Source organism: Lachnoclostridium sp. An196 (genome assembly GCF_002160135.1).
GTDB lineage: Bacteria > Bacillota > Clostridia > Lachnospirales > Lachnospiraceae > Hominiventricola > Hominiventricola avistercoris.
Genome location: NZ_NFJZ01000003.1, coordinates 140,499 through 157,727, shown reverse-complemented (window position 1 = coordinate 157,727; position 17,229 = coordinate 140,499). Strand labels below are relative to the sequence as shown.

Sequence of the window (17,229 nt, the reverse complement as noted above, 5' to 3'; positions counted from 1 at the left end):
AGCGCGGGTTTCAAGCCCGTTCTTCCCGGCCGCGCTTCAAAGCGTCAGCTTGTCCGTCAGATTCCTTCAACTGTCCCAGCATTTTTCTCTTCCAGCACCGTCAGCGCGTCATACAGGAATTCATTGTACGGCGTGGGGATCCCCAGTTCTTTTCCCATACGGATAACCGTGCCGGCAAACATATCTTTTTCCGTTTTTCTCCCTGCCAGAATATCCTGCAGTGTGGACGGCTTATTTGCAGCAGGCACCCGTTTCAGATGAGCCAGATGTTCTTCCGCATAGTGATCGTCGATGACGATTCCTTTCTTCTGCGCGATTTTGATTACCTCAGCTGCCGTCGCCACCCTGAGCCGGTTGGCCGCCTCACAGGAGCCCCAGGCTCCGAAGGGGATATCCAGTACCGCCGCCACCTGGTTTTCACTCACGTTGCATACGAACTTTTCCCAGATCGCCTGCAGCATGTCCGGTCGGATTTTACAGCAGATATCCGTCCGGTCAAATAAATCTTTCACCAGAAGCACATTTGGCGACAAATGTTCTTCTTCGTTGACCGCATCGCCAAATTCCACAAAGGAAGCCGCCGGGTCAAAAGTGACCTTATTGCCATCTTTTACACTGCTGACACGCATCAAAGAATACAGGATATTTTCCCTCGCGTAATATTCTGCCGCCACGCTCTCGCTTTCCACGCCGTTCAGCGGAGTCATGATAATTGTATCCGACCCAATCTGATTTCTGATATCCTCCAACGCCTGCCGGAAACCGGTCATCTTCGTGGAGACAATCACCAGATCGGCGGCATCCCTCTTTTCTTCAGGCGAAACAATGTGAAAATATCTTTTCTCTCCGTTGATAACCATACCGTCCCGCCGCAGCCGGTCCGCGCGTTCGCCGCCCGCTATGATTCGCAGACCGTCCCCCAGTTCATCCTGCAGCCGGTCGGCAAAATATGAGCCGATCGCGCCCAGACCTATAAGAGCGACTTTATTGATTCGTTCCATCAGCCAGTCACACTCCTGTCCTTTAAATATTCGATCTTACGCTTTCATATTTTACCAGACAAAAGGGAAAAATCCCACAAGAAATTTTCCAGGGCTGCCGGAAGCATACCTCTCCCGGCGGCCCTGCTGCATCAACTGTATTTATCTGCCGCAGAGCACGACGATCTTTTCCGGCGTCGTCTGCGGGGGGATACTCCTGGTCGTCTGGTTATAGAGCACCACCAGCGTATGTCCGCCCGGATTCCCCAGGAAAAGCTGATTGTTCGCAGTCACCACTTCGGTGTTCGCGTCCAGATTCAGCTGCAGCGACTGGTCCGCCGCCAGCAGGTTCTGGTCAAAATATCCCACCGCCACCATCTGTCCTTCCATCTGCACCGCGACTACCGCCGCCATATACTGAGGAGGGTAGATCATGGGCGCAGGCAGATTTCCATTGTAAAAGACCGTTACCGGCAATCCTTCATACAGGGTCTCATATCCCACCACATAAGTACTCGGATTGATGAAAAAATTCGTGATGACGCCGTTTTCATCCTCCACGGTAATCATCTTGGTACACCCGCCATATCCGTTTCCATTGACGGCCATTCTCTGCATCTGGGTGATCGTACCGCTCACCGGGATGTATACGGCTCTTCTGTTGTTTGATCCCCAAAAACAATTCATGTTTGATTCCATAAACAGCTTCCTTTTCCATACATTCTCCTTTTACTTTATGCCGGGATATGATATGCGTGAAAACAGGATCTGTAATCTTCAGAAATTCTTAAACCATTTAGATGAACTAAAATCGTGTTTTTGGGGGTCTAATAAATATATCATACAAATTATTTAATTGGAGGACAAACGATATGAAAAGAAAACAAATACAGTGGATTTGCCTGACCGGCGCTTGCATGGCCTTACTGGCCGGCTGCGGTTCTGTTTCCGGCATTCTTAAAGGAACAGACAGCTCACAGCCCCAGAATTCAGAAACTCCTGCCGCAGCAGACGATTCGGAACTGTATTCAGACGAAACATCTGACAAAATACCCGCGCCGCCCATGGAAACGGAAACAGGCGCGTGGCTGCCTTCCCACATAGAACGGGTTTACTCCGAACGCGATCCCAGCGTAGTCATCCAGGGAGCAATTATCGACTATTTTGAGCTTCCGGAAGATGAATGGGAAGAAACCCGTTATTATTACAATTATGTCAATCTGGATGACGACGATGATGAAGAAATCCTCGCCCTTGTTGTAGGTCCTTCCTTCTCCGGAAGCGGCGGATCCACCGCCCTGTGGCTGGAACCCTCCGACAACATGGCTGTCGTACAGGATTTCTCGCTGGCCAATAATCCGATCCTGGTAACAGACGACGCAAACGGCCAGGGCCGCGGCCTGATCATGGAGCGTTCCGGCGGCGGAGCCGAAGCAGAAACCGTACTGCTCACTTTTGATGGAAAAAATTATTGCAGCGTCTCCGACGCCGAACCCATCGAAGATGTGTCCGCGATCGAAGGCACTGCAATCCTCTGTGACGATCTGGCCGCTGATATGCAGAGCGGCGATTTTATGACTCTGGCGGACTGATCCGCCAGGCTGCAGGGCAGAAAAGAACGTTATATTCTCTCGTATAATTCCATGAGATGACGGATCTTTTCTGCCAGTTCTTTTGAAAGCGTCTTCTTTTTCATACGCCAGCGCCAGTTCTTCCCGATTGTGGAAGGCTGGTTGATTCTGGCGCGGTTATCCAGCCCCAGATAATCCTGCAATGGAATTACGCACAGATCCGCCACGCTGGCCGCCGCCAGACGAAGCAGCGAAAAAGCCAGTTCCTTGCCGGATTCTTCCGGCCGTCCCAGGTAGTCCCTGACCATCTGCCTTTCTTTCTTGGAAATACTTTCCAGCCATCCCACCAATGTTTCATTATCATGGGTGCCTGTATACACCACACAATTACGTGTATAATTATGGGGCAGATATTCACTTCGGTCACTGGAATCCCGTGAATCAAAAGCAAATTCCAGCACTTTCATGCCCGGATAGCCGCTTTCCCGCACCATCTCTTTTACCGAGGGCTTCATATATCCCAGATCTTCCGCGATGATCGCGCGGTCTCCCAGTCTCCATCTCAAGGTACGGAACAGCTCGATCCCCGGCCCTTTTTCCCAATGGCCCCGAACAGCGTCTTCGTCGCCGTACGGAACCGCGTAGTATTCGTCGAACCCCCGGAAGTGATCGATCCGGAGCATATCATACCACTCGAAACATTTGGAGATCCGGCGGATCCACCATTCAAATCCGGTCGCCCGGTGATAATCCCAGAGGTAGAGCGGATTTCCCCAAAGCTGACCTGCTGCCGTAAATCCATCCGGCGGACAACCTGCCACCGCTGTAGGCATCCGATTATTGTCAAACTGGAACAGTGCGGGATTGGACCAGGCATCCGCGCTGTCATAAGCCACATAGATCGGAATATCACCGATGATCTGGATCCCTTTCTCATTGGCATACTGTTTCAGACTCTTCCACTGCCGCTGGAAGAGATACTGCATATACTCATGAAACTCAATATCAAAATACAGTTCTCTCTGATAATACTCCATGGCATTGGGCAGACGGAACCGGATGTCTTCCGCCCATTCATTCCACGGCTCATCCCCGAAGCGCTTCTTCACCGCCATGAAGATCGCATAATCCCTGAGCCAGTACCGCTCTTTCTCCTGGAACTCATGAAAAGCATGATTCTCGCCCACATTGCTGCGCTCATAAGCCTTGCGAAGCAGCGCATAGCGCTCTTCGTAAAGCTTTCCGTAATCAACGGTCTCCGGATCTTTTCCAAAATCGCACGCTTCGCATTCCTTCTTGGTCAGTACCCCTTCTTTGATCAGCGTCTCCAGATCAATAAAATACGGATTCCCCGCGAACGTGGAAAAAGACTGATACGGCGAATCCCCAAATCCGGTAGGTCCCAGCGGAAGAATCTGCCAGTATCGCTGGCCCGCTTCTGCCAGGAAATCCACAAACGCATACGCCTCCTTGGAAAAACAGCCGATCCCGTATTTGGAAGGAAGGCTCGCCACCGAACACAATATGCCTCCTGCTCTCATCTTATATACCTCCTGATCATGCTTTTATAGTAGCATGCCCGAGTACTCCGCGCAACGTCTCCCGACTTTTTTCACAGTTTCTCTTCTTCCTCATATCGCCCGGTTTACTGCTCCGGCGCCTGAAGATCCGTCAGTTCAAACGGCTTTTCCCGGCCGGATGCCGGATCGTGATAAAGCACCCGGAAGCTCAGTCTGTTATTCCCCGATTCCGGATACTGCGGAGTCACGAATCCTTCCATGACAACGGCCACGTCATAATCCACCCAGATCTCTTCTCCGATCCGGAAGCGAACCTGATCTCCAATGCTGAATCCGGCGGCTTCTCCGCCTTCTTCAGTCCAGTCTCCATAAGAAAGCGAAAGAACCGGCACAGAATCGGGGGAATCCTTGCGAATGATCTGTACCAGATGATTTTCCCGATCCAGGCTCCAGTCAATATAGCGCTGCCATTCCTCCTGCTGAAACAGAGGATCAAACTCGAATGCTTCCAAATGCCCGGTATCCCAGGTTTCCAGCACATTCAGGCGTTCCACATACACTCCGGTTCCCGTTCCGTCCATGGTCACCAGAGCGATTTCCTCCCGGCCGTCGCTGTCATAGTCAGCCTCAAATACATCATAATGTCCATAGTTCTGATTCCACCACCAGTCATAATACGTGTGATTACTGTCTCCATCCGGTGTCATCTTCCAGTCCACTGTAATCCCACGCTGGCCATATTCCACGCCGCTGAACCCATACACTGTAACCGCCCCGTCTTCCGTCTGCGCCAGAATCACCATATAATCCCGTTCCGGGTCATAAGGATTCTGCTCGTAGGGCACCGCTTCTTCATACAATTCCAGGGGAAGGCTGCTGTACCACGCAAGGAATTCCTCCGAAGACAGTTCCTGCGGGTCACCGGAAACGCCGCTTTCTTCGGAGGTTCTCGTCTCCCCGCCGCTGTTTTCGCCTGTCCCTGTCCGTGCCAGTATGTCCAGAAGCTCCTGCACCGCCTCCGGCGAATCTCCATACGCTTTTATATCCTCGACGCCGCAGTATTCCCCGGCCTCCTGTATATTCCAGGCAGCCAGCACCTCAGACGCCTCCTGTCCCGTCTGATATACCCACTGTACTTCTCCCAGATTGTCCGTCAAAGCCAACATCAGCACAGAGGTGTCTGTCATGCGGCTCACCTCTTCCGCCGTGGGCCTCTCATCCAGAACAAAATGAAATTCATAAGGTTCCGTACTGGTCTGCAGTTCTGTATGAAAGCCAAGCGAGTTTACCGGGCTGTCCGGCAGCGCTTCCCCGATGGCGCCGATCAGCCGTCCGTTGGCGGATGCGTCACCCACATAGGGATTGCGGTTCTCATATAAAGTCTCTGCTTCCGCCGAATAAGCCGGCTCTTCTTCCTCACTGCTGCCGGTACTCTGGCCGGTCCCGTTGGTCCCCAGAAAGATCAGCGCCGCGATAAAAAGCACCGCCGCGCCCGCCCCCATCCACAGTGCGGGTTTCCGAAAAGCCAGCACATGACGCACCCGCTTCTCCACATCATTTTCTCCAAACGCCAGCGGCAGGCTTCCCCCCGCTCCTGTCTCCGTCCCCAGCGCCAGGAGAGTCCGACTGTATTCCGTCCTGCGGTCTGCTCCCATCTGTTCCAGTACGCGCTCATCGCAGCTCATCTCCATATCTCCGCACATGCAGCGCCAGCCGATCCAGACCAGGGGATGAAACCAGTAAATCCCAAGAAGCACGAACGACAGAAGTTTGACCAGATGGTCCTTCCTTTTCAGATGGCATTTTTCATGGAGCACGACCATCTCTCTCTGATCCCGGGGCATCCCGCAGGGCACATAAATCCTGGGACGCAGAATTCCGAAGACAAACGGGGATGAGATCCCGTCGCATTCATAGACATTGTCCTCTGTCCGGACCGCCATACGCACCTCCCGGTATATTTTCCCGCAGCTTCGCAAGAAATATATAAGAAATACAGCCATACCCGCCAGCCAGATCCGGCTTCCCACAGTGACTGCCCGCCCCGTCCGGGTCTCCCAGACAGTCCTTTCCTGCCTGACGGTCCCTGCCGGATCCGCCGCATTCCCCGCGTTCTCTGACAATTCCAGGGCGTCCGTTCCCGCCGGGGCCGCACCGTTCACACCGTCAGCCGCCGGGGCGCCTGCGGCCGCATGTCCCTGATCCGGTGAAAAATATTCCATGTATCCGGGTCGCTGGAAATCCGTTCCCACCGGGGCCGCACTCAGATTAAACAGACTGAGCCCGCTCTCTACCGATACCGGGCAGATCAGACGGAATGCGGCAATCAGCCACAGCGCATAAAGATATTTCCTGGGCGCCCTGCAAAACACCAGACGGATCAGAAGGATCACGGCAATGCAGAAGCCTGCCGTAACGCTCATATTCAGGATCTGAAGGAAACAATCGCCAAGCCAGTTCACTCTGCCCCTCCTTCCTGTTCCCGGTGGGAATCAATCAGCTTTTTCAGTTCATCGGCCTCTTTTGCCGACAGTTTTTTCCCACCCAGAAACGCTGCCAGAAATCCCGGAAGAGATCCGGAAAATGTCCGTTCCACAAAAGCGCCGCTCTCTCTCTTCTGAGCCTCTTCCATGGAGATCAGCGGCTCCACCACCGCGTTTTCATTTTTCAGGAATCCCTTCTCGCTCAGCCGTTTGATCTCCGTATAAGTCGTGGATTTCTTCCATCCCAGTTCCTCCGCGCACAGCCTCACCAGTTCGCCCGAACCTACCGGCGCATGCTGCCACACGATCTGCATAAAACGATAATCGCTGTTGCTCATCCTTGTCTCTTCCATAATTAGGTACCTCCATGCAAAAGGTCGGTTGTTGTAGACCTGTTCTGATTTGAGTCTACAATAACCGACCAACTTTTGCAAGTACTTTTTGACTTTTATTCCACTACCAGCAAATAGCTGCTGATACAATACAGCGTCTGTCCGTTATATTCCACCCGGGACCAGCCCACATCGGACACTCCGGTACGGGTAATCACTTCTCCGTTATGAAGCTGGACAATCACTTCCGACGGCGGTTCCACACTGGGACGGTTCCTAAGGTTTGTCACTTCTTTCGCCGTCACGTTTTCACTGACCGTGGTAAACTGTGTCTTGAACTCGCTCTGAGGTTCTTCCGCAGGAGGAGTGTAACTCAGATCCGCAGTCAGATAACTGGATACGGCGTAGAGCGTCTGTCCGTTATATTCCAGACGCGACCACCCGTTATTTCCCACGCCGGTGCGGGTAGCGGTATCTCCGTTCAGGAGCCGGGTCACCACGTTGGAATCGTCCCCCTGATCCATGGTGCTGCGCAGGTTTACCTCGTCCTTGGCCGTCACCTGTTCATTTACCTCTTCAAAGGTCACTCCCACTTCCGGATCCGCTTCCACATGTTCGGCGGCCCCTTCTTCCTGCGCGGACGCCGCTTCCTCATAACCGAAGTACGCCACATTCAGGTCCACCGCCCCATCGATACCCGGCACGCTTCCCTGATTGGTGTACTGCCACATGGCGTATTCTCCGCTGTAATCCGGTTCCGCCGCCTCGGGCCAGACAGCGTCCCCGTAGCGCGCTACCCAGATCCGGTACTTCAGTTCCAGCGTGTCCGCGTCCCACAAGAGGTTGCCCTCCAGCTCATTTCGGGCCGCGTAGAACATCCCCGTGTAGCCCCCTGCTTCCACTTCGTCCAGAAATACCTGCGCCAGCGCGGACCGATCTTCTGCAGACATCCCGTACTGTCGGCTGCTCTCGCTCTGGAACCCTTCACAGTTATACGCCACCGGATATGTGACCGGATATCCTGCCAGGAATTCGCAGACCCACCGGGCTTCTTCCCTGGCTTCTTCTTCCGTTACCGCTGTGGAGAAAAAGTAAGCACCCAGATGGATGCCTCTGGCGGACGCCTCCTGCAGATTGTACCGGGCACAGGCGTCTTCCCTGATCTCGCCGCTGCCGGCAGTCCGGTACCCCACACGGACCATGACAAAGTCGATACCGGTATCAGCCACCTGGTCCCAGTCGATATTTCCCTGAAATTCCGACACGTCGATACCGGTCGTCGTCTCGTCCGTCTCCCCTGCCACTTCTTTCACCGTACTGATCTCCACCGGGGTTCCCGTCTCTTCCGGCTCGTAAGAGGCCTGCGGATCTTCCTCCGTCTCCTCTTCTGTCTCCTGAGACAGTTCCTCCTGGCTGCCCTGCACAGCCGATACCACCGGTTCCTGTTCTTTCCGGCCTCCAAACAGCAGATACAGCGCCAGCAGGATCAAAAGTCCTGCCGTCAACACCAAACCGATGGTCGCCAGCAGCACATTTCTCTCATGCCGCCTTTTCTCCTTTTTCCCGGACATACGGCATCAATCCTCCCTTTTCTCCAGATATTTCATATAGTCCCGCACCATCATGGCAATCTTGAACGTCATAGCGTCTTCAAATTTTCGGATGTCCAGTCCCAAAGTGCGCTGCATCTTTTCCAGCCGGTAGACCAGCGTATTCCTGTGTACATAAAGCTGGCGGCTGGTCTCGGACAGATTCAGATTGTTATCCATAAACCGGTAAATCGTGGACAGCAGTTCCTCGTCCATCTCTTCCGGATCGCAGTCTCCGAATACTTCCCGCAAAAACATCTCGCAGAGCGGTACCGGAAGCTGATAGATCAGCCGCCCTATCCCCAGCTGCTCATATGTGATCACAGTCCGGGAACTGTCGAAGATCTCCGCCACCTCCAGCGCCATCTTCGCCTCTTTGTAGGATCTGGAGGCTTCCCGCAGAGTCTTTGCCGGCGTCCCGCAGGAAGTCCGGATACGGGCCAAAGTCTCCGCGCTGACCGTGTCTACAAACACATGGGCAAGCTCTTCCATCTCCTCTCTGCCTTCCCCTTCTTTCATACTGCGAAGCACCGCCACCGTATGTTCCTCCATGGGCGCCACAAAATCCATCGTGCGGTTGGCCAGGATATTTTTCAGAATCATCTGAATATCCGCCGCTTCACAGCCTCTTCCTTCCACCAGGAAAACCGTCCACCGGCATCCGGTATCCACATGCATCTGCTTCGCGTAACCGGCGATGTCCATCGGCAGAAGATTATCCAGCAGAAGATCATGGGCAAAACGGCTGCGGTCTTCTCTTTTATATCCAATCTCCAGAAGTCTCTCCAGCTGCCGGCACGCCAGCTGTCCCATAGAGTAACTGTCTTTGGCATTTCCGCTGACAGAAAGGATATATCCCTGCTCATCTCCTACTCTGAAAAGGCAGCGGTTTCCCAATGCCTGCATATCTGCCGCCGAATCGCTGAAATTTTCAAATGTCTGCGCGTCCGGCGGCTCCGGCTCCTCTCCTGCCACACAGTTTCTGTTTTGATCGTAAAGCGCCATCGGAAGCCGTAAGATATCGGTAAAATCTTCCAGGCACTCCTGAAGCAGTCGGTTTGATGTCATGATCTTCCTCCGAAATTCTTACAACTGTAATATATTATAATCCCACACACAGACTGTGTCAACCATCCTGCAGATTCAGTGTAGCATACACACCTGCAAAAAACAACAGGGCGCCGCATATGCGACGCCCCGCGCAGATCTTTTAGTTGGTGATTACCAGCTCTGTTTCTTTGTCAAACACATGGATTTTTTCCACATCCAGCGCGAATCTCACCGTATCTCCGGTCCTTGCTTCTGTGGTCGGTTTCACCCTCGCTGTCATATTGACGCCGTTAACCTCAAAGTAAAGGTATACCTCTGCTCCCAGAAGTTCGTAGACACTGATCACTGCTTCCAGCACACTGTCCGGATATTTCTGAAGCATATCTTCCGAATCATAGACGTCCTCCGGACGGATTCCCATCACCACAGTTTTTCCGACGTATCCGCCTTCTTTCAATGCCTTTGCCTTTGTCTCCGGAAGACAGATGCTGTGCTCGCCGATCTTCAGCAGGACCTTTCCGTCTTTTTCTTCACAGAGCGCGTCCGCAAAGTTCATCTGCGGAGAACCGATAAAACCTGCCACAAACAGATTCCTGGGTGCATTGTACAGATTCTGCGGCGAATCTACCTGCTGAATCACGCCGTCTTTCATGACCACGATCCTGGTTCCCAGCGTCATGGCCTCCGTCTGGTCATGGGTCACGTAGATGATCGTTGTGCCCAGGCGCTGATGCAGCCGGGAAATCTCTGTTCTCATCTGTACACGCAGTTTTGCGTCCAGGTTGGAGAGCGGCTCATCCATCAAAAATACTTTCGGATTGCGGACGATGGCTCTTCCCATGGCCACACGCTGTCTCTGTCCTCCGGAGAGAGCCTTGGGCTTCCGGTCCAACAGCGCTTCCAGATCCAGGATCTTTGCCGCTTCGCGCACCATCCGGTCTATCTCGTCTTTGGGGATCTTGCGCAGCTTCAGCGCAAACGCCATATTTTCATATACGGTCATATGGGGATACAGCGCGTAATTCTGAAATACCATGGCGATGTCCCTGTCTTTCGGTTCCACATCGTTCACCAGTTTTCCGTCGATGTACAGTTCTCCGGAAGTAATGTCTTCCAAACCCGCGATCATACGTAGCGTAGTGGATTTTCCGCATCCCGACGGACCTACGAAGATGATGAACTCCTTATCTTCGATATCCATATTGAAGTCTTTCACTGCTTCAAACCCATTAGGATATTTTTTATAAATGTGCTTTAACTGAATACTTGCCATCCTCGATCTCCTTCTTTTGGTTTTACTTGTTTTCCTGGTCTTCAGTATAAATGCATTTCCGTTTTTCCGCCATATGGGTTTTCTCCAAACCTCCCGTCCGTCTTTTGTGCAAACGGGCAGACCTTCCCCATCCTTTTGACCTTTTCACGGAAAAAAGAGTCGGTTCCTGTAAAATCTGCCGAAAAAATTTTCTCTCGCTTTTTCTCCCCGCTGTCCTTATAATAAAAACATGCGGCCTGACGCCTTCGGCGTCGTGTCAGAACAACAAGGGAAGGAATCTGTTTATGAATAAGAAAGAAACCCTGGAAATCAGGAAACAATTCACCAATGAGAATTGTGCCATCACCCGCATCTGCGGCTGCTATGTGGACGCTGAAAAAGAGATCCGCACGGAATTAAAAGAAGCGTTTCTCTCTCTTCCGGAGGAAGAGGCCTTTAAATATTATGATATTTTCCGCAAGACCCTGTCCGGCACAGTGGGAAAGAATCTGATCACTCTGGACTTTCCCACCGACCAGGAAATGCCGGACGGCGCCCAGGCATGGCTTCTGAAGCTGCGCGACAGCCGTCTGGAAGACGATGTTCTGCTGGAAGAATTCTACGAAAAAATCATAAAAAACTATGCCTATGGGGAAAACTACTATATCATACTGATCCACGCGGCATATGATATCCCGAAAAAGGCGTCGGACGGCATGGAGATGTTCGACGCTTCCGACGACACCTATGAATATCTGCTCTGCAGTATCTGCCCGGTCAAACTGTCCAAAGCAGGACTCTGCTACAACGCAGAAAAGAACAGTATCGAAGACCGGATCCGGGACTGGATCGTGCAGGCTCCCGACGCGGGATTCCTCTTCCCCGCCTTCAACGACCGGAACACCGATCTGCACAGTATGCTTTATTATACCCGGAACCCGGAGATCCTTCAGCCGTCCCTGATGGACGGGCTGTTCGGCTGCGCCGCTCCCCTGTCTGCCAAAGGCCAGAAGGAAACGTTCCAGGAGCTGCTCACAGAATCTCTGGGAGACGCCTGCAGTTATGAAACCGTGGTCAATATCCACGAGAGTCTGAACGAACTCATCGAGGAAAAGAAAGATCTGCCGGAACCGCCCACTCTGAAGAAGCCGGAGATGAAACAGCTGCTGGCGGAAAACGGCGCCACAGAAGAAATTCTGGATCAGTTTGACGAACAGTTTGACCGCGCGGCAGGCGAAAAGGCTGAATTTCTCGCCACGAACCTGACCAGCCAGAAAGCGCTGGAAGTGCGCACCCCGGACGCCGTCGTCAAAATCAGTCCCGAGCGGGCAGCCCTGATGGAGACCCGTATCATCGACGGCCGGCCGTGCCTGGTTATCCCCATTGAAGACTATGTGGAAGTCAACGGCGTCCCGGTCAGATATTGACATTTATTTAACAATCTGATATGATGATGCCGGACATCAGAAAACAGGAGGTTTTTCTATGAAAATCATTTTTTTCGATACTAAGAGTTATGATAAAGAATCTTTCACCAAAGAACTGGTCAACTACCCGGATATTGAAGTAAAATTCCTGAAAACGGAACTGACGCCGTTCACCGCCGAACTGGCGCATGGCTACGACGCTGTCTGCGCTTTCGTCAGCGCCGATATCAGCAACGACACCATCGAGGTCCTGAATCTGTGCGGCGTCAAACTGATCCTGTTAAGATGCGCCGGATTCAACAACGTGGATCTGGATACGGCGAAACGTTTCGGCATCCGCGTCCTGCGCGTTCCCAGCTATTCTCCGGAAGCTGTGGCTGAGCATGCCATGGCGCTGGCGCTGGCCGTCAACCGCAGACTGCACAAGGCCTACGTAAGAGTCCGTGAGAACGACTTCAGCCTGAACGGACTGATGGGCTTTAATTTCTATCAGAAAACCGCCGGCATCGTCGGCACCGGCAAGATCGGCGCGGCCATGGCAAGGATCTGCCGCGGATTCGGCATGAAGATCCTGGCTTACGACGTATTCCAGAATCCGGACCTGAAGGATTTCGTCACCTATGTGACGCTGGACGAACTGCTGGCGCAGAGCGACCTGATCTCCCTGCACTGCCCGCTGATGGACAATACCTATCATCTGATCAACCATGATACGATCCAGAAGATGAAGGACGGTGTCCTTCTGGTCAACACTTCCCGCGGCGCGCTGGTTAAGACCGACGATCTGATCGAAGGAATCCGCGCCCGCAAATTCTCCGGAGTCGGCCTGGACGTATATGAAGAGGAAGGTCCCAACGTCTATGAGAACCGTTCCGACGAGATCCTGGAGCATTCGGTCACCGCAAGGCTCCTGTCCTTCCCCAATGTGATGATCACGTCCCACCAGGCGTTCTTCACAGAGGAAGCGCTGGCCGCCATCGCCAAGACCACGCTGGAAAACGCGAAGATCTTCGAGCGCGGAGAGGAAACTCCCAACGAAGTGAAATAAAAAATACCGGGGATGCCGCAGCCATCTGCAGCATCCCCGTATTTTTATTTCACCGCGATCGCTTCCACTTCGCAGAGCACGCCTTTGGGCAGGTCCTTTACCGCCACGCAGCTTCTCGCCGGTCTGGATACAAAATATTTTGCATAGGCTTCGTTGAACGCCGTAAAATCTTCCATATTTGCCAGGAAGCAGGTGGTCTTGACCACTTTGTCGAAACCGCTTCCGGCAGCTTCCAGGATGGCTCCCACATTTTTACAGCTCTGTTCCGCCTGAGCCGAGATCCCTTCCGGGATATTTCCCGTCGCCGGATCTACCGGGATCTGGCCGGATGTATAGATCATTCCGTTTACTTCATACCCCTGGGAGTAAGGCCCGATGGCTCCCGGAGCTTTGTCTGTCGCTATAATGTTCATAGATGTCTTCCTCCTTGCTTTTCGTCTATTTTACTCTCCCGTTCCGGAATGTACAAGGCTTTTCCGAAACCGCCGCTTTAGGATCCTACAGATTCTGGCTGTTGTAGAGCTTCGCGTAGAAACCGTTTTTCCTCAGAAGCTCTTCGTGATTTCCCTGCTCGATGATATGGCCGTCTTTCATGACCAGGATCACATCCGACTCCCGGATCGTGGAAAGCCGGTGGGCCACCACAAAGCTGGTCCTCCCTTCCATCATCCTCTGAAACGCTTTCTGTATCCGGATCTCCGTACGGGTGTCGATCGAAGAGGTAGCCTCGTCCAGGATCAGCACCGGAGGCAGACAGAGCATGACCCTGCTGATGCACAGCAGCTGCTTCTGCCCCTGGGACAGGCTTCCTCCGTCTTCCTGAATCACCGTATCGTACCCTGCCGGAAGCCTGCGGATAAAGCTGTCCGCATGGGCTTCTTTTGCCGCCCGGATCATCTCTTCTTCCGTGGCGTCCGGCTTTCCCATCAGGATATTTTCCCGGATCGTCCCGCTCTTCAGCCACGTATCCTGCAGCACCATACCGTAGGCGCTCCGGAGACTTTTTCTGGTCAGGTGACGGATATCCTTTGCGTCCATCCGGATACTTCCCTCATCCACATCATAGAAACGCATGAGCAGATTGATCAGCGTCGTCTTTCCGCATCCGGTGGGTCCTACGATGGCGATCCGCCGGCCCGGCTTCACGGAAAGGTTCAGATCCTCTATCAACGGTTTCTCTTTGACATAAGAAAAATACACATGCTCAAGCTCCACCTGTCCGGCGGCGCCTTTCAGCTCTTCCGCGTCCGCCGCGTCCGGTACCTGGGACGGCTCTTCGATCAGTTCGAAGATCCTCGCCGCGCATGCCAGCGAATTCTGCAGCTCTGTGACGACGCTGGAAATGTCGTTAAACGGCTTGGTATACTGGTTGGCATAGCTCAGGAATGTAGAGAGTCCGCCCACGGTCATCACCCCTCCGATGGCCGCCAGCGCTCCCGCCAGCGCCACGCAGGCATACACCAAATTGTTTACGAACCGCGTCCCCGGGTTGGTCAGAGAAGAATAAAAGATCGCTTTCAGGGAGCATTTTTCCAGTCTCCGGTCAATCTCGTCAAACTGCTCCTGGATCCTCTCTTCCATGGCGAATGCCTGCACCACCTTCTGGCTGCCGATCATCTCGTCGATCAGCCCGGTCTGCTCCGCTCTCGTCTCCGACTGCAGGCGGAACATATCGTAGGTGTGCGTGGCAATGAATTTCGCCACAAATAAGGACAGAGGCGTCAGCACCACCACCAGAAGGGTGATCCATACGTTGATGGTCAGCATGAAGACCAGGGTCCCCAGGATCGTCGCCGCTCCGGTAAAAAGCTGTGTGAAGCCCATGAGCAGTCCGTCGGCGAACTGATCCACATCCGCGATGATCCGGCTGACCACCTCCCCGGACGGGTGCCGGTCCAGATAACGGAGCGGCAGCTCCTGGATCTTCTCAAACGCTTCATTTCTCACGTCGCGGACTACCTGGTAGGTGATCTTGTTGTTGATCATATTCATCAGCCACTGGAGGAGCGCCGTTGCCAGTATGATGACGCAGCCCTCCTTCAGTATCCGGGCAATCCCCGCAAAATCCACTGCTCCCGGCCCGACGATCAGGTCAACGGCCCGTCCCACCAGGATCGGGATGTACAGGGTCATGGCCACGGTCAGCCCGGCAAAAAGGATCGACAGCGCCATGAGGAGCCAGTACCTTTTCAGGTAGTGCATCACTTTTCTCAGAGTCCCGGTCTGTGTTCCATGTTCTTTCATCCGTTCACCGCCTCCTTCTGAAACTGCGTCTCGTAGATCTCCCGGTAAACCTCGCAGCTTTGCAGGAGTTCTTCGCTGGTGCCCGCGCCTACGACTTTTCCGTCGTCCAGGACCAGGATCTTGTCCGCATGCAGGATCGAAGACGCCCTCTGGGACACGATGAATACCGTCATCTGTCCGGAAAGCGCCCCGATGGATTTTCTGAGGGCGGCGTCCGTGGCATAGTCCAGCGCCGAAGAACTGTCGTCCAGAATCAGGATCTTCGGCTTTCCAACCAGCGCCCGCGCGATGGTCAGCCGCTGTTTCTGGCCGCCGGACAGATTGCGGCCTCCCTGCTCGATCTCATAATCCAATCCTCCCTCTTTCCCCAGGACCACCTCTTCTGCCTGGGCGGTACGGACCGCTTCCATGATCTCTTCATCCGTGGCGTCTTTCTTTCCCCAACGCAGGTTGTCCCGGATCGTCCCGTGGAAAAGAGCGGCTTTCTGGGGCACTACGCCGACCAGTTCTCTGAGACTCCGCACGGGATATTCTTTCACGCTGTGTCCGTAGATACAGACGCTGCCCCCGGTGGCGTCATAAAACCGCGGGATCAGATTGACCAGAGAACTTTTTCCTGAACCCGTGCCGCCGATGATGCCCACCGTCTCTCCCGGCATCACCGTAAAATCAATATCTGTCAGGGCATTCTCTCCGCCGTCCGCGTACCGCAGATTCACATGGCAAAATTCCACCGCAGGCGTCCCTTCCTCTCTGTCCGGCGCCGCCTTCGCCGTATCCGGCATGGAAGAACGTATCTCGAACACCGACTGGATCCGGTTGGCGCACGCCGCCGCCCGGGTCATGCTGATGATCAGGTTGGCAAGCTTGATCAGCTCCACCAGAATCTGGGACATGTAATTGTAGAGCGCCACCACCTGTCCCTGGGTCAGTATCCCCAGTTCCACCTGCGCCGCTCCGGTGCGGATCAGGATAATGATGGCCAGGTTGATGATCACATAAGTCAGAGGATTCAGAAGCGCCGAGATCCTTCCCACGTATTTCTGCAGGCCGGTCAGTTCCTGGTTTTTCTGCCGGAAGCGTTCCGTCTCTTCCTTTTCTTTGCAGAATGCCCGGAGCACCCGGACGCCGATCAGGTTTTCCCTGGCGATCCCCAGCACGGCGTCCAGCCTCTGCTGCACCTTGCGGTAGAGCGGCATGGAGATCAGCATGATGCCGAATACCACCACAGACAGCACCGGAATCGTCACCAGAAAGATCAGCGCGCACTTCACGTCGATCTGAAAAGCCATGATCATGGCTCCGAAGACCACAAAGGGAGAACGCAGGAACAGGCGGAGCGTCAGGTTCAGTCCGTTCTGCACCTGGTTCATGTCGCTGGTCATGCGGGTAATCAGAGTAGAAGTCCCGACGGTATCAAGCTCCGTGTAGGAAAGGCTCTGAATATGCCGGAACAGCGCTCTTCTAAGCTGCCCGGTAAATCCCACCGCCGCCCGGGCCGCATAGTACTGCGCCGTCACGGAGCATGTCAGGCCGATCAGCCCCAGCAGGATCAGAATCCCGCATCTTTGCAAAATAAAAAGCCGGTCCTGGCTGGCGATCCCCTCGTCGATGATCGCCGCGACGACCAGCGGTACAAACAGTTCAAACGATGCCTCCAGCATCTTGAACAGCGGCGCGAGCACGGTTTCCTTTTTGTAATCTTTCAAATAGATCAGTAATTTCTTCAACGG

The 17,229-nt window shown here is 53.7% G+C and carries 14 protein-coding genes; 3 read left to right on the top strand and 11 right to left on the bottom strand.

Annotated features, from left to right (window positions below):
* Positions 1 to 56: 56 nt before the first annotated feature.
* Together B5F29_RS05195 and B5F29_RS05190 are read right to left on the bottom strand one after the other, a co-directional pair.
* Complete coding sequence (locus tag B5F29_RS05195) at positions 57 to 1,001, bottom strand: ketopantoate reductase family protein (protein WP_087153615.1); 945 nt, start codon at positions 999 to 1,001, stop codon at positions 57 to 59.
* A gap of 141 nt (positions 1,002 to 1,142) precedes the next feature.
* Positions 1,143 to 1,679 (bottom strand): hypothetical protein, encoded by a 537-nt coding sequence (locus tag B5F29_RS05190; protein ID WP_087153614.1) that lies wholly within the window; start codon positions 1,677 to 1,679, stop codon positions 1,143 to 1,145.
* 173 nt (positions 1,680 to 1,852) lie between these two features.
* Between B5F29_RS05190 and B5F29_RS05185 the strand changes: the two genes are divergently transcribed.
* On the top strand, positions 1,853 to 2,572 hold the full coding sequence (locus B5F29_RS05185) for a hypothetical protein (RefSeq protein WP_087153613.1): 720 nt from the start codon (positions 1,853 to 1,855) through the stop codon (positions 2,570 to 2,572).
* Between the two features lie 29 nt (positions 2,573 to 2,601).
* Here the strand turns inward: B5F29_RS05185 and malQ are convergent, their stop codons facing one another.
* The 6 genes from malQ to B5F29_RS05155 all read right to left on the bottom strand — a co-directional run bounded on the left by malQ (position 2,602) and on the right by B5F29_RS05155 (position 10,798).
* Positions 2,602 to 4,092 (bottom strand): 4-alpha-glucanotransferase, encoded by a 1,491-nt coding sequence (malQ, locus tag B5F29_RS05180; RefSeq protein WP_087153612.1) that lies wholly within the window; start codon positions 4,090 to 4,092, stop codon positions 2,602 to 2,604.
* 104 nt (positions 4,093 to 4,196) lie between these two features.
* Positions 4,197 to 6,533, bottom strand: a complete 2,337-nt coding sequence (locus tag B5F29_RS05175; RefSeq protein ID WP_087153611.1) for a M56 family metallopeptidase — start codon at positions 6,531 to 6,533, stop codon at positions 4,197 to 4,199.
* Positions 6,530 to 6,907, bottom strand: a complete 378-nt coding sequence (locus B5F29_RS05170; RefSeq protein ID WP_087153610.1) for a BlaI/MecI/CopY family transcriptional regulator — start codon at positions 6,905 to 6,907, stop codon at positions 6,530 to 6,532. Before B5F29_RS05170 ends, B5F29_RS05175 begins: the two co-directional genes overlap by 4 nt.
* 95 nt (positions 6,908 to 7,002) lie before the next feature.
* On the bottom strand, positions 7,003 to 8,457 hold the full coding sequence (locus B5F29_RS05165; protein ID WP_087153609.1) for a GH25 family lysozyme: 1,455 nt from the start codon (positions 8,455 to 8,457) through the stop codon (positions 7,003 to 7,005).
* A gap of 6 nt (positions 8,458 to 8,463) precedes the next feature.
* Complete coding sequence (locus B5F29_RS05160; protein ID WP_087153608.1) at positions 8,464 to 9,543, bottom strand: PucR family transcriptional regulator; 1,080 nt, start codon at positions 9,541 to 9,543, stop codon at positions 8,464 to 8,466.
* A gap of 142 nt (positions 9,544 to 9,685) precedes the next feature.
* Positions 9,686 to 10,798 (bottom strand): ABC transporter ATP-binding protein, encoded by a 1,113-nt coding sequence (locus B5F29_RS05155; protein WP_087153607.1) that lies wholly within the window; start codon positions 10,796 to 10,798, stop codon positions 9,686 to 9,688.
* A gap of 284 nt (positions 10,799 to 11,082) precedes the next feature.
* Between B5F29_RS05155 and B5F29_RS05150 the strand changes: the two genes are divergently transcribed.
* Together B5F29_RS05150 and B5F29_RS05145 are read left to right on the top strand one after the other, a co-directional pair.
* Positions 11,083 to 12,204: a DUF4317 domain-containing protein gene (locus B5F29_RS05150; RefSeq protein ID WP_087153606.1), complete on the top strand. Its 1,122-nt coding sequence runs from the start codon at positions 11,083 to 11,085 to the stop codon at positions 12,202 to 12,204.
* A 58-nt stretch (positions 12,205 to 12,262) separates the two neighbouring features.
* Complete coding sequence (locus B5F29_RS05145; RefSeq protein WP_087153605.1) at positions 12,263 to 13,252, top strand: 2-hydroxyacid dehydrogenase; 990 nt, start codon at positions 12,263 to 12,265, stop codon at positions 13,250 to 13,252.
* Between the two features lie 44 nt (positions 13,253 to 13,296).
* Here the strand turns inward: B5F29_RS05145 and B5F29_RS05140 are convergent, their stop codons facing one another.
* From B5F29_RS05140 to B5F29_RS05130, 3 genes are all read right to left on the bottom strand, one after another.
* Positions 13,297 to 13,665, bottom strand: coding sequence for a RidA family protein (locus tag B5F29_RS05140; RefSeq protein WP_087153604.1), 369 nt, complete (start codon positions 13,663 to 13,665; stop codon positions 13,297 to 13,299).
* Positions 13,666 to 13,750: 85 nt separating this feature from the next.
* Complete coding sequence (locus tag B5F29_RS05135; RefSeq protein ID WP_087153603.1) at positions 13,751 to 15,496, bottom strand: ABC transporter ATP-binding protein; 1,746 nt, start codon at positions 15,494 to 15,496, stop codon at positions 13,751 to 13,753.
* Entirely contained in the window at positions 15,493 to 17,226 is a 1,734-nt protein-coding gene (locus tag B5F29_RS05130; RefSeq protein ID WP_191411415.1) for an ABC transporter ATP-binding protein, read from the bottom strand. Before B5F29_RS05130 ends, B5F29_RS05135 begins: the two co-directional genes overlap by 4 nt.
* Positions 17,227 to 17,229: the final 3 nt, after the last annotated feature.

What these genes read in the sequence shown, in the direction of transcription:
- B5F29_RS05160 (WP_087153608.1), bottom strand. Translation starts at nt 9,543, where the DNA reads ATGACATCAAACCGACTGCTTCAGGAGTGCCTGGAAGATTTTACCGAT.
- B5F29_RS05165 (WP_087153609.1), bottom strand. Translation starts at nt 8,457, where the DNA reads ATGTCCGGGAAAAAGGAGAAAAGGCGGCATGAGAGAAATGTGCTGCTG.
- malQ (WP_087153612.1), bottom strand. Translation starts at nt 4,092, where the DNA reads ATGAGAGCAGGAGGCATATTGTGTTCGGTGGCGAGCCTTCCTTCCAAA.
- B5F29_RS05145 (WP_087153605.1), top strand. Translation starts at nt 12,263, where the DNA reads ATGAAAATCATTTTTTTCGATACTAAGAGTTATGATAAAGAATCTTTC.
- B5F29_RS05190 (WP_087153614.1), bottom strand. Translation starts at nt 1,679, where the DNA reads ATGGAATCAAACATGAATTGTTTTTGGGGATCAAACAACAGAAGAGCC.
- B5F29_RS05170 (WP_087153610.1), bottom strand. Translation starts at nt 6,907, where the DNA reads ATGGAAGAGACAAGGATGAGCAACAGCGATTATCGTTTTATGCAGATC.
- B5F29_RS05185 (WP_087153613.1), top strand. Translation starts at nt 1,853, where the DNA reads ATGAAAAGAAAACAAATACAGTGGATTTGCCTGACCGGCGCTTGCATG.
- B5F29_RS05140 (WP_087153604.1), bottom strand. Translation starts at nt 13,665, where the DNA reads ATGAACATTATAGCGACAGACAAAGCTCCGGGAGCCATCGGGCCTTAC.
- B5F29_RS05135 (WP_087153603.1), bottom strand. Translation starts at nt 15,496, where the DNA reads ATGAAAGAACATGGAACACAGACCGGGACTCTGAGAAAAGTGATGCAC.
- B5F29_RS05195 (WP_087153615.1), bottom strand. Translation starts at nt 1,001, where the DNA reads ATGGAACGAATCAATAAAGTCGCTCTTATAGGTCTGGGCGCGATCGGC.
- B5F29_RS05150 (WP_087153606.1), top strand. Translation starts at nt 11,083, where the DNA reads ATGAATAAGAAAGAAACCCTGGAAATCAGGAAACAATTCACCAATGAG.
- B5F29_RS05155 (WP_087153607.1), bottom strand. Translation starts at nt 10,798, where the DNA reads ATGGCAAGTATTCAGTTAAAGCACATTTATAAAAAATATCCTAATGGG.